This is a genomic window from Pseudomonas sp. 22515 (assembly GCF_052044625.1).
Lineage (GTDB): Bacteria > Pseudomonadota > Gammaproteobacteria > Pseudomonadales > Pseudomonadaceae > Aquipseudomonas > Aquipseudomonas alloputida.
Genome location: NZ_JBQENN010000022.1, coordinates 1 through 12,440 on the forward strand (window position 1 = coordinate 1; position 12,440 = coordinate 12,440).

The following is a 12,440-nucleotide window of genomic DNA, read 5'->3' on the forward strand; positions in this document are numbered from 1 at the left end:
TCCATGCCGATCACGCACTGGCCGGTCTGTTCGGCAAAGGCCAGGCCGTTGATGAGGTCGGCGTTGTCGTAGCGGTCCAGCGCCTGCAACAACCGTTCGCTGACCACCCAGCGGGTATGGTCGTTGGCGCGGTCTTCGGCGGCTTGCTGGGCGTGTTGCATGGCCTGCTCGAAACCGTCGAGCTGATCGTGCATGGCCTGGCGGTCGACCAGGTGGCCGTATTTCTGGTCGAACCGCTTGCGGAACTCGCCGGCATCCTGGCGGGCCTGGACTTTGCTGCGGACCTCGCGCTCGAACTGCGCCAGGTGGGGCTTCATGCGTTCATCATGGGCATCGGCCTGTTGACTGGCCCGTTCGGAGAACAAGTAGATCTCGGGATGCAGGTGGGGCTGGTTGCGGACTTTTTCGGCCATGACTTCGCGCTTGACGATCTGCTCGGCCACCATCTGCGGGTAGAGTTTTTCGATTTCCAGGAACGACTGCGCGACCAGCAGCTTGCGTTCGTTGTCCACCCCGGGTTCCACGGTACGCGCCAGCCACTGGGTCTTCACATCCTCGACAGCGGCGTTGCGCCAGGCGTTGAGCTCCTGGGTGATCCCGATGGCGTCTTCGATGACGATGGCGGCGCCACGGGGTTTGCTGTGGTTCACCAGCGGTGCCAGCGCTTGGCGTGATGCGTGCGGCGAGACGATCTGGTCGTTGTTGAACGGCTGCAGGTCCAGCAGTGCCTGCAGGTCTGCATCGTTTTGGGCCTTGAAGTCGGCCACCCAGTTCAGTTGGTCATGCTTGAGGACGTGGGGCTGTGGCGGGGCGTCGGAAGGCTGGATGAAGCGGGCGATATCGATCGTGGGCAGGCTGCTGCGGTATTCCTCGTCGAGCAGGCGGTAGTTGTCGAGCATGCGCGGGGTCAGCGGGGAAGGGCTGAACAATGGGCGCAGCTCCTGGATGTCATCCAGGTCGTAGAGGGTGATGGTCCAGCCGAAACCGCGAAGGATCTCATCCAGATTGCCGGCGCTGGGGGCAGGCGCCCAGGGGGCGTCGCTGCTGATGTACAGCAGCGAGCCATTGGGCGCCACGCGGTACTGGCTGTGCCATTCGTAGGCCGGTGCGCTATGGCGCTTGATCAGCAGGTAGAGAAAGCCCTCACGCAAAGGGCGGATGGCGTAGCTGGAGTGGGTCAGCTCGCCGACCTCCTGGAACGGGCTGAGATAGCCCGGCAATTTGGGCAGGCGGGCACGTTGTGCCGGGTTGCCGCCGACGGCGGCGTAGCGCAGGGGCAGCAGTTCGAAGCGGCGGGTGCAGTCGGCGACGGGGCTGTTGCGCAGGGCCGGGCGGTAGCCGGAGGTGATGCGCCTGCACAGTTCGAGGGTTTCGCTGAGTGAGTCCATGGTTGTGTTGTGCCTCAGTCCTTGGTGCGCAGGCAGCGCTGCACGTTGTCCATCAGGGATGTCTGCTGCTCGCGCGTGGCGGCAATCGCCTCCTGCCAGGCTGGCGAGCTACTGAGCTGTTCGCCACCGCGAGCCAGCATCAGCACATAGCTGATAAGGTCTTCTTCACGCCCCAGGCCTTGCGCGCGCGCCTGATCCAGATAGTGCTGAATCAAGCCAACCCGTGTGCCGTGGCAGGCAGTGTGCAAGGTCGGGCAGGACCGCTCGTTCTTGAGCAACTCGGCAAGTTGATAGCTCAGCGGGTCACCCGCCAGTTCGGCCCAACACGCTTCGTTCAACGTGATTGGCGGACAGTGCGTGGATTGAGGCTGATTACCGCCGGATATCTGCATCCACAACCGCTTGCTCGGGTGTGCCACGGGTGCCCACCAGTGATGGATGGGGGCCAGCCATTCGCTAACCCCAGGCAGCTCACGGTGCCTGTCCAGCACTAGCAGAGCCGCGGCGGTGTGGAAGCGCAACAGGTACGAGTGGCCGTCCGTGCCCGTGACGATGTTGGCGTGGCTCAGGTGTCCGGCGAGCCGGGCAGCGGGAAGCGCGCTGACTATCCAGCCGCACACGGCGCCAGCAGCACCTTGTTCAAGTTGCCATTGGAAGTCGTACTGGGCCGAGACATCGGAACCGAGGCGCGAACCGAACAACCAAGGGCCTGCTGTCCGCAGGTTGCTGAACTGGGCTTGCTGCAGCAGTGGCCAGCAGCGGCCCGTGTAGTGCCCGGTCAGTTGTTCCTGCACCTTGGGTGTCAAGTTGGCCATTTCCACGATGGCGCTGAGGCGATAGTGATCGGATGCCCGCAGCACATCGACCATTGCTCTGACAAATGGGCTGGGCATCAGCTTGCTCCTTCCATGCGAATGATGGTGTGGCCGTCGGCGATCGCTTTGAGCAGGCAGCTGAGGCAAATGGGTTCGCCCGGCGCCGGTACGCCAGACGTTGAAGTGACGCGATTGCTACCCGTAGCCTGCTGGCTGACAGGCCCTTTGAAGGCCAGCGCCAGGCCGTCCAGCGTGATACCGGCGCCGTCGACTCTCAGAAGCCCCGCGGGGCTGCGGATCGTCAGGCTTTCGCTGACCTGGATGTCATAAACCTTGGTGGTGTGCCGGATGGCTTCGCCCGTTTGCAACGTGCTGTGACCGGCAACGACCTGTTCGAGGTGGCCGCCGATTTCTACTGTGTGGTTTGCCTTGGTGATGTCCTGCCGGTGGTTCCCTACCTGTTCGATTCGATCCTTGCCTGTGGTGATCCTGTGGTTGCGGCCGATGCTCAGGCTGTCGTCGTTGCCGATTTCGTGTACCCGGTTCTGGCCGATGCCAACAGATTCGTCACGGGCGATGTCTTCGCGACGGTCCTGACCGATCGAAATCGTCTCGTCTCGTTCGACGCGTTCGGTACGGTCGTTACCCACGCGTGTGGTTTCGTCGTGCTTGACGATGTTGTTCTGGTCCCGCTCGGCATGAATGAACACCTCCTGCCGACCCAGTTCATCCTCGAAGCGCAGCTCGTTGAAGCCTTCGCCTTTATGGGTCTGGCTCTTGATGGTCATGCGCGTCTTGTGCTCGGGCAGGTCATAGGGCGGCAACTGGTTACCGCAATAGGTGCGCCCGGTGATCATCGGCTGGTCCGGGTCGGCGTTGACGTACTGGATGATCACATCCTGGCCGATGCGCGGGATGGCCATCGAACCCCAGCTGCCCCCCGCCCAACCTTGCGACACGCGCACCCAGCAGGAGCTGAACTCGTTGTTTTCGCTTTCCCGGTCCCAAGGAAAGCTCACTTTCACCCGGCCCCATTGGTCGCAATAGATTTCCTCGCCCTTGGGCCCGACCACCGTCGCCATGTGCGGGCCGTCAATGCGTGGCTTGGGCAGGGGGGCCGGGCGCCATTCGGCCCTGCCGGGAACCAGCAATGCGTCCTGTTTGTAGCGGGTGCCTTGCTGCGAGCCGGCGGCCTCTTCCTGCAGGCTGGTGAACTGGGTGCCTTCGTGATGCACGCTGACCGTGCGCCAGTGCACGTTGAGGTCTTCACGCGGGTGCTCGATGAGGGTGAAGCTCAGCCCCGGTTGTAGGCGCACATCGTCGCCTTCCACTTCGGCAATGCGCGCATCATGGCGCAGGGCCGTAAGGCGGGTGGCAGTGAACGGAACCCCCGACCGCATCACGCTTGTATCGGCCGGGGTAGTCGAAGCGCTCATAGTTCAGCGATTGATGGGTGTTGCTATTGTCGTACGCCCTGTGTTCCTGACGGTATTGCGGATGAGTGAAGGTGTAGTCCCGTTGCACCTGCTGCGCTGTTCGCACCTGTTCGCTGTAACGCAAGCGCCGCAGGCAAGGCCTGGCCTGATCGCCGCCTCCAACGGATCGGTACAGCACCTGATCGGGGCCCACGTCGTCTTCGCGAAACCCTTCATCCTCATCATGGGTCTTGATGGCCCCCCGGCTGATCTGGCCCAGCGCCAGCAGCCGGTCAGTGATGACCAGCAAGTGCTGTTTCGGCGTGTGTTCGAAGCGGTAGACAATGCCTTCCTCGGCGGCCAGGCGGGCCATGAAGTCGAGGTCTGTTTCACCGGCCTGCACGCAAAATTCGCGCACCTGATGCGGGTCGAGACACTTCAGCTCGTAGGCATTCACGCCTTGGCGTTTGAGCATGATCTCGAGAATCTGCGGCACGGTTTTCTGCTGGAAGATGCGCCAGTTCGAGCGCAGCCCGGCGCGGGCCAGCATGGGCTCGACCAGTGCGCGGTAACGGGTGCGATGGAAGCCTGTTTCACCCTGGCTGAAGGTGCTGACCAGGCCGTGCACGTAGCGCAACGGGCGCTCACCCTGCCAGAGGGTAAACAGCACCGGTTTGTCGAGCAGCTGGCCGAAGTCGACATCGTCTTCGAAGCTGATCAGCTCCAGCTGCAGCCGGAACGGTGAGCTGATGGCTTCGTCCAGCTCGAACGACACCACCTCAAACTCGCTTCGGCCAACCAGCGGCTGGAAAGTGAAGCGCAAATCGGATTGGCTGGGCATGTGGCGTCCCCCGTTACTGTTACAGAATGGCGTTGAGCGATTCGAGGACTTCGGCGGTTAGCAGGTCGAGGCGGTAGCTGTAGTAGCTGTACGCGCAGACCATGGCGATGACCGAAATGACCAGCGGGGTCCACCAGGGCCACTGCCAGCGGCGCATACGGTGGGGGCAATGGACGACGTTGCTATAGGGGTCGCTCACTGTTTGCGGCGTGGGGCCACGCAGTTGGCGAATGACCTTGTGCATCCGGCTGATCAGCGCGCTGAGGATTTCATCGCCCTTGGGGTCAAGGGCGTATTTGCCTTGCAGGCCCAGGCAAAAGCAGAAGTACAGGAACTCCAGCACATCCTGGAATTCCTTTGGCGATTGCATGATGCGCTCGAGCAGCACGAAGATCTTTTCGCCGCCCTGGGTTTCGTCGTGGAAGATGCTCAGCAGCGGTTCGTGGCTCCAGCACGAGTTCTGGCCCCAGGGGCGGGTCATCACGGCCTCGTCCAGGTGCAGGCACAGGGCGTAGGAATAGACTTCCTGATGGACCGCGCAATAGCCGTGCTGTCGCATTTCTTCGCGAATAGTACTGACCTGTGTTTGCACGGTCTTGTGCACGAACTGGATGTTGGGCAGGTCATCCAGCGTGCGTAGGCGAATGACCAGGCCGAACAGCTGGCTTGCCGCGTCGAGCATGAGGTTGTCGTAGCCGCCGCGTAGCTGAAAGTCTGGATCGGCCGGGTAGCCGGGTAGATCGGTTGCGTATTCAGGACCCGCGCCGTCAGGAGGCGGTGGGGTTTCGTTTAGGTCTTCGAGCAGGATTGGCTTTTGGGGGGTGGGCACTGGTTTGCCAGTGCGGTCGGACTCTTTGGGCATCCTTGATCCTCGTCTCTTGGCAGCTCAAACACTCGCGGTGGCCCCCCGCGTCCATGCGGTCGGGCATTAGCAGTTGCGAAAGCCTGAAGAGTAACTAGGAATCAATTTTTGTGGGAGATTGAAACTTCCTAAAGCATTGTAGGAAGTTTCTTTGGAAGTTGTTGTCTGATTATTGCTGTCAAGAAATGAGTGATGTTTTATAGAGGGCTGATTTTTCTCATGACTATTCTGGCCACGTCTGCAAGTGCTGCGGCGCAGCATCAGATAGGACTGGGCTGAGTTCAGTCGCCTGCAGCGCGATGCGTCCATAGAAGAGCAATGCTGTTGCCCAGGTTGTAAGCCAGACAAAGATCCCGGCCCAGAACGTATGAGACATATAGTGCCAGCCCTGTAATACTCGGGTAGTGCCGTACACGAACCCGATCAGCAGAATGGCCACCAACAACTTGCGAGCATGTGCCCACCGATGGCGCAGGGCCACGAAATACAGCGCCAACAGCGTAAACCCGCTGGATGCATGGCCACCCGGCCAGCAACGGCCATCGCCGGGTTTGCCCCATAAAGAGAAGTTTTCGAACCATTCGACCCGGGGCTGCGAACCGCCATACAGCGTGGTTTCCACAGGGCAATACACGCTGGTATGGCTTTTCAGGTAGTGAATCACGGTGGTGCTCAGCGCGAACGCTACCACCACGAACAACAGGTCGCGTCGGTGTTGGGTGGTAAAGCGCAGCACCGGTGCAATACGGACCTTTTCCAGCGCCCGGGCAAGGCCCAGTTGGGGGCGGTTGGCCAAGCGCGGCCAGATGAACGACAGCAAGCTGCCTATGACGGCCAGTTCACCGGTCCAGTCCGGCAGGATGCGTGGCCATTTGTGAGTGACTTTCTCGAATAACGGGTTGTGCAGCAGCGGGAACTGGCCAGTGGCCGGGTCAAGCAGCAGGTTGCTGATCCAGCGATCGAAGTCTGTGAGGTCGAAGGCCATGAACACAATGGCGGCCAGCAATAGCGGCAGCAGCAGGTTGTTGCGGTAGAAGGTGGCGCGGGAGGGCATGTTCAGAGTTCCTTGGCATCAATGAGAGTGTGCCATTCACTGGCCGCCATTTGGCCCAGCACCTTCGTCTTGCCATCGTTGCCACGCGTGATGAACAGGGCGCTGGCATAGCTGTTCGCTGTTGCGCTAGAAGGCGCTTTGAGTGCCTGCTCCAGTTGTTCCATGCAGCCGCTGTGGCTGACCAGCACGAGGTTGTGGCCTTTTCGCTTGAGGGCAAAGGCATTTTCGGCAAAGTGGCCGTCACACTGATTAAGCCAGTCTTGTGTGGCAATGGTTTTACCGAACATGGCTTGTGCGGTCTGCCGGGTTCGCACCTCTGGGCTGGTCCAGGCATCAACTGCGCCCAGGCCAAGGTGTTGCAACCCGAGGCCTACATCGGTGGCCGCCTGCCTGCCCGCGACGGTGATGCCGCTGGGGTCATTCAGGCACGCCTCACTAGAGCGGTCGCAGCGTTCGGCATGGCGCAATACGACAATCACCGAGCCTTTCGCCCAATCGGTATACAGCCCACTGTGCTGCAGGTGATGGGGATTGCCCAGGTTGGGGATGGCCGCGCGCTGCTGCGCCCAGGCTTGCGCTACGCCGAACAAGAGCAGCAGGCACAACACCACCCATTGCGCCGTGCCCCAAGGCCATTGGTATATCGGCGCAAGCCGTGAAACGGGGGCGTCGTCGATCACGTCGTGCAGCATCTTTGCCACTCCAGTCAGTCTGCTCCATGCGAGAGCGTCGGCACTGTAGGCAGTGGAATGTCGGCAGAGGGTGAGGCGGGTGTGAAAAAAGCCTTGCGCTGATGGGCGTGCGGTGGAGGTCAAGCCGGATGAGAGGGTAAAAATGAAACCGGTTTCAAAACCTGTCTGAACGCGCTAGATTATTCGGCTGTCTTCTTGATGGCCTATCAAGATCACCTCTTTATTGAAAATCAGATGGCGCTTATCAAGGCCACCCCCACAGCCGATGAGGATTCGCAATGCCTGAGCATGCCCCAGACAACCCGCGCAGGGATTTTCTGCGCAAGACCTTGACCCTGATCCCTGTCGTTACAGTGGCCAGTACAGGGCTTGGCGTGGGCGCCAGCCAGCTGCTTGCGGCCCCGCAACCGCATCAGCAACCGAAAGTGCCGGCCACGCCGCCTGCGGGCAATTATCAACCGACATTCTTCAGCGCCGAAGAATGGGCTTTTGTACAAGCCGCCGTGTCGCGCATCATCCCGGCCGATGAGCTTGGCCCAGGGGCACTGGAAGCTGGCGCCGCCGAATTTATCGACCGGCAAATGAACACCCCCTACGCGACTGGCGCACAGTGGTACATGCAAGGGCCCTTCAACGCCGACGCCCCGCCCGAGCTGGGCTACCAGCTGCAGCTCAGCCCGCAACAAATCTACCGCCTGGGCATCGCTGCCGTGGACGGCTGGTGCAAGGCCAATGGCGGACAGGTTTTTGCTGCGCAAGATAGCGCTACCCGGGACCGCATTCTCAGCAAGTTGGAGGCAGGAGAGCTGGTTTTCGAAACCGTTCCGGCCAAGGTGTTCTTCAGCCTGCTGGTGCAAAACACGCGCGAAGGGTTCTTCTGCGACCCGATTCATGGCGGCAACAAAGGCATGGTCGGCTGGACCCAGATCGGCTTCCCCGGCGCCCGCGCCGACTTCATGGACTGGGTCGAGCGCAATGAGCCTTACCCGTTCCCGGCTGTGTCGATCCGTGGTGAGAGGGCCTGAGGCATGGCGACTGTGTTGAACAAAGTGGATGCGGTGATCGTCGGCTTCGGCTGGGCCGGTGCGATCATGGCCAAAGAGCTGACCGAGGCCGGGCTGCACGTGGTAGCCCTGGAGCGGGGGCCGATGCAGGATACCTACCCCGAAGGCAGCTACCCGCAGGTGATCGATGAGCTGACCTACAGCGTGCGCAAGAAGCTGTTCGTCGATGTATCGAAAGAAACCGTCACTGTCCGCCATAGCGTGAATGATGTGGCATTGCCCAATCGCCAGCTGGGTGCATTCCTGCCGGGCAAGGGCGTGGGGGGCGCGGGCCTGCACTGGTCGGGTGTGCACTTCCGGGTCGACCCCGTCGAGTTGCGCCTGCGCAGCCACTATGAAGAGCGCTACGGGCGCACGTTCATTCCCGAAGGCATGACTATCCAGGACTTCGGTGTCAGTTACGAAGAGCTGGAGCCCTATTTTGACTTTGCCGAAAAGGTCTTTGGCACTTCGGGCCAGGCCTGGACCGTCAAAGGCCAGGTGGTCGGTGAAGGGAAGGGCGGCAACCCCTATGCGCCGGACCGTTCCAACCCGTTCCCGCTGCCCGCGCAGAAGAACGTTGTATCGGCAAGGCTGTTCGAAAAGGCTGCCACCCGCCTGGGCTACAAACCCTACAACCTGCCGTCGGCCAACACCTCCGGGCCATACACCAACCCCTACGGTGCGCAGATGGGGCCGTGCAACTTCTGCGGTTTCTGCAGCGGCTACGTGTGTTACATGTACTCCAAGGCCTCGCCCAACGTGAATATCCTGCCGGCGCTGCGCCAGGTGCCCAACTTCGAGTTGCGGCCCAATGCCCATGTGCTGCGGGTGAACCTGGACGACCGCAAGCGCAAGGCCACCGGCGTGACCTACATCGATGCCCAGGGGCGCGAGGTGGAGCAACCGGCAGAGCTGGTGATTCTGGCGGCTTTCCAGTTCAACAACGTGCGTCTGATGCTGCTTTCCGGCATTGGCAAACCTTACGATCCGGTGAAGAACGAAGGTGTGGTCGGGCGTAACTTCGCCTATCAGAACATGGGGACAGTCAAGGCGTTCTTCGACAAGGACACCTACACCAACAACTTCATCGGCGCGGGTGGCAATGGCATTGCCATCGACGATTTCAACGCCGACAACTTCGACCATGGCCCGCACGGCTTCGTCGGCGGTTCGCCAATGTGGGTGAACCAGGCCGGTAGCCGGCCGATTGCCGGTACCTCCAACCCGCCGGGCACGCCGGCCTGGGGCAGTGCCTGGAAGAAAGCCACGGCCGACTACTACACCCACCAGGTGTCGATGGACGCCCACGGCGCCCATCAGTCCTACCGTGGCAATTACCTGGACCTGGACCCCACCTACCGCGATGCCTACGGTCAGCCGCTGCTGCGCATGACGTTCGACTGGCAGGAAAACGACATCAAGATGAACCAGTTCATGGTCGACAAGCTGAGCAAGATCGCCCAAGCGATGAACCCCAAGGCCATTGCCGTGCTGGGCAAGCAGGTCAAGGACCACTTCAACACCGCCAGTTACCAGACCACCCACCTGAACGGCGGGGCGATCATGGGCACCGACCCCAAGACCAGTGCACTGAACCGCTACCTGCAAAGCTGGGACGTACACAACGTGTTCGTTCCGGGCGCTTCGGCGTTCCCGCAGGGGCTGGGTTACAACCCGACCGGGCTGGTGGCTGCGCTCACCTACTGGTCGGCCCGCGCCATCCGTGAGCAGTACCTGAAAAACCCCGGTCCGTTGGTCCAGGCTTGAGGAGCGATGAGCATGAAGACACTGTTGATCGCCACCCTGGTGCTGGGGGCCGGTGCGGCTGCACAGGCCGTAGCGAATGACGATGCGCAGGTGCGCCTGGGCGAGTACCTGGCCCGCGCCGGTGACTGCGTGGCCTGCCATACCGCCAAAGACGGCAAACCCTTTGCCGGCGGGTTGCCGATGGAAACGCCGATTGGCACGGTGTACTCCACCAACATCACCCCGGCGGTCAGTGGCATTGGCCAGTACAGCTTCGAAGACTTCGACCAGGCCGTGCGCAGGGGTATTGGCAAAGATGGCAGTACGCTCTATCCGGCCATGCCATACCCGTCGTATGCGCGGGTCAGCGAGCAGGACATGCAGGCGCTGTACGCCTATTTCATGAAGGGCGTGGCGCCTGTCGAGCAGGCGAACAAGGCCTCTGACATTCCCTGGCCGCTGAGCATGCGCTGGCCACTGGCAATCTGGCGCGGCCTGTTCGCACCAGAGGCCAAGCCCTGGCAGGTATCGGCGACAGCTGACCCTGTGGTGAACCGCGGTGCGTACCTGGTCGAGGGCCTTGGGCATTGTGGCGCTTGTCATACGCCGCGGGCGCTGACCATGCAGGAGAAGGCCCTGAGCGCGGCCGATGGCGAGCAGTTTCTGGCCGGCAGCGCACCGCTGGAAGGCTGGATTGCCAAGAACCTGCGTGGTGATCACAAAGACGGCCTGGGCAGCTGGAGCGAAGCGCAGTTGGTGCAGTTTCTCAAGACTGGGCGCAGTGATCGCAGCGCCGTGTTCGGCGGCATGAGCGATGTGGTCGAGCACAGCATGCAGCACATGAGTGATGCCGACCTGACCGCTATCGCCCGCTACCTGAAAACCCTGCCGCCGAGTAATCCGAATGACCAGCCGCATGTTTACGACAAGCAGGTCGCGGATGCGCTATGGAAGGGTGACGACAGCAAGCCTGGGGCGGCGGTGTACATCGACAACTGCGCGGCCTGCCACCGCACCGACGGGCAGGGCTACACCCGCGTGTTCCCGGCTTTGGCCGGCAACCCGGTGGTGCAGACTGCGGATGCCACGTCGTTGATCCATGTGGTGCTCGCCGGTGGCACGGTACCGGCAACGCACAGTGCGCCGTCGAACTTCACCATGCCGGCTTTCGGCTGGCGCCTGAGTGACCAGGAGGTTGCCGAGGTGGTGAATTTCATTCGCAGCAGCTGGGGGAACCAGGGCAGTGCCGTCACCGCCGGTGATGTGAAGTCGCTTCGCTGACGTGTTTTTCTGCGCCCTCGCCCGTAGGAGCGGGTTTACCCGCGAACACGGGCGAAGCCTGTGCCATCCCCAACCCCGATCCCGTAGATATAAATCTATTAATATCAATGACCTATGCAATATTCTAAATGCGATTTAACATTTCCTGTCTTCGTGCCCGACCAACGGCCTGTTGACGAATCCGCGCATTTTTGCTGTATTGAAACCGGTTTCATCACTATTAAAACAATCATAAGGAAAACCCATGACCGACGCGCCTGCCCATACCCGCGAACGGGTCACCATCAGCGAAGTGGCGCGTGTTGCTGGCGTTTCCAAAGCCACCGTCTCCCGTTACATCGGTGGCGACCGCCAATTGCTGGCCGAAGCCACGGCCAAGCGGCTGGAAGAGGTCATCGAACGCCTCGGCTATCGCCCCAACCAGATGGCTCGCGGCCTCAAGCGCGGCCAGACGCGGCTGATCGGCATGCTGGTGGCCGATATCCTCAACCCCTATTCAGTGGCCGTGATGCACGGCGTGGAAACCGCCTGCCGTCAGCATGGTTACAGCCTGGTGGTGTGCAACACCAACCGCGACGACGAGCAGGAGCGTCACCACCTGGTGGCCCTGCAGAGCTACAACGTCGAAGGGTTGATCGTGAACACGCTCGGTCACCACCCCGGCGAACTGCTCAACCTGCAGCGCGACATCCCCATGGTGCTGGTCGACCGCCAATTGCCCGAGCTGAATGTGGACCTTGTCGGCCTGGACAATGCTGACGCAGTCGAGCAGGCCCTGGACCACCTGCAGGCCCAGGGCTACCGCGACATCCTGGCGGTCAGCGAACCCCTCGATGGCACCAGTTCACGCCTGGAGCGGGTGCAGGCATTCGGCGCGTCGATCAGCCGTCGGCCAGGCATGCGTCAGCAGGTACTCGAAATCGGCGCCGGGCTGCCGGGCCAATTGGCTTCGTTTCTTGCCCACAGTGGTCATGGTCCGCAAGCCATCTTCACCTTCAACGGCGTTGCCACCTTGGCGGTGACCCGGGCGCTGCTCGAGGCCGGGCGCAACCTGGTTGCCGATGTCGGGCTGATCGCCCTCGACGACCTCGACTGGTACCCCTTGGTCGGCAAAGGCATCACCGCGCTGGCCCAGCCCACCGAGCGTATCGGTGTGGCGGCATTCGAAAGCCTGCTCGGTCGCTTGCGCGGCGACAGCGGCGCAGCCCGGCGCATCGACTTCAAGGCCAACCTGATCATCCGCGGTTCAACCCAACCCCAGTAAGAAAACGGCAGGCTTGCGCCTGCTGTTGATCAAAAA

At 61.6% G+C, this 12,440-nt stretch carries 9 protein-coding genes and 1 pseudogene; 4 read left to right on the forward strand and 6 right to left on the reverse strand.

Annotated features, from left to right (window positions below; translation table 11 throughout):
• The 6 genes and pseudogenes from ACTJJN_RS19580 to ACTJJN_RS19605 form a co-directional block, all read right to left on the reverse strand.
• The coding region (locus tag ACTJJN_RS19580) for a T6SS effector BTH_I2691 family protein (protein WP_440781533.1) at positions 1-1,388 on the reverse strand (1,388 nt) is incomplete at its 3' end.
• Positions 1,389-1,402: 14 nt separating this feature from the next.
• Positions 1,403-2,281 (reverse strand): DUF4123 domain-containing protein, encoded by an 879-nt coding sequence (locus tag ACTJJN_RS19585; RefSeq protein WP_440781534.1) that lies wholly within the window; start codon positions 2,279-2,281, stop codon positions 1,403-1,405.
• Positions 2,281-4,459 (reverse strand): annotated as a pseudogene (locus ACTJJN_RS19590) (type VI secretion system Vgr family protein). Before ACTJJN_RS19590 ends, ACTJJN_RS19585 begins: the two are co-directional and overlap by 1 nt.
• A gap of 19 nt (positions 4,460-4,478) precedes the next feature.
• Positions 4,479-5,321, reverse strand: coding sequence for a type IVB secretion system protein IcmH/DotU (gene icmH / locus ACTJJN_RS19595; protein WP_440781535.1), 843 nt, complete (start codon positions 5,319-5,321; stop codon positions 4,479-4,481).
• A 223-nt stretch (positions 5,322-5,544) separates the two neighbouring features.
• A complete protein-coding gene (locus ACTJJN_RS19600; RefSeq protein WP_324737611.1) occupies positions 5,545-6,375 on the reverse strand; it encodes a phosphatase PAP2 family protein in 831 nt (276 codons plus the stop codon).
• A gap of 2 nt (positions 6,376-6,377) precedes the next feature.
• Positions 6,378-7,067: a histidine phosphatase family protein gene (locus tag ACTJJN_RS19605; protein WP_440781536.1), complete on the reverse strand. Its 690-nt coding sequence runs from the start codon at positions 7,065-7,067 to the stop codon at positions 6,378-6,380.
• A gap of 278 nt (positions 7,068-7,345) precedes the next feature.
• On the opposite strand from ACTJJN_RS19605, the gene ACTJJN_RS19610 reads away from it, so the two are divergent.
• From ACTJJN_RS19610 to ptxS, 4 genes are all read left to right on the forward strand, one after another.
• Positions 7,346-8,092 (forward strand): gluconate 2-dehydrogenase subunit 3 family protein, encoded by a 747-nt coding sequence (locus ACTJJN_RS19610; protein ID WP_004374959.1) that lies wholly within the window; start codon positions 7,346-7,348, stop codon positions 8,090-8,092.
• A gap of 3 nt (positions 8,093-8,095) precedes the next feature.
• Positions 8,096-9,880 (forward strand): GMC family oxidoreductase, encoded by a 1,785-nt coding sequence (locus tag ACTJJN_RS19615; RefSeq protein ID WP_004374955.1) that lies wholly within the window; start codon positions 8,096-8,098, stop codon positions 9,878-9,880.
• A 12-nt stretch (positions 9,881-9,892) separates the two neighbouring features.
• Positions 9,893-11,140, forward strand: coding sequence for a c-type cytochrome (locus tag ACTJJN_RS19620; RefSeq protein ID WP_440781537.1), 1,248 nt, complete (start codon positions 9,893-9,895; stop codon positions 11,138-11,140).
• A gap of 244 nt (positions 11,141-11,384) precedes the next feature.
• Positions 11,385-12,404 carry a transcriptional regulator PtxS gene (ptxS, locus tag ACTJJN_RS19625; protein WP_012052214.1) on the forward strand — a complete coding sequence of 340 codons (1,020 nt, stop codon included), beginning with the start codon at positions 11,385-11,387 and terminating at the stop codon, positions 12,402-12,404.
• Positions 12,405-12,440 lie beyond the last annotated feature (36 nt).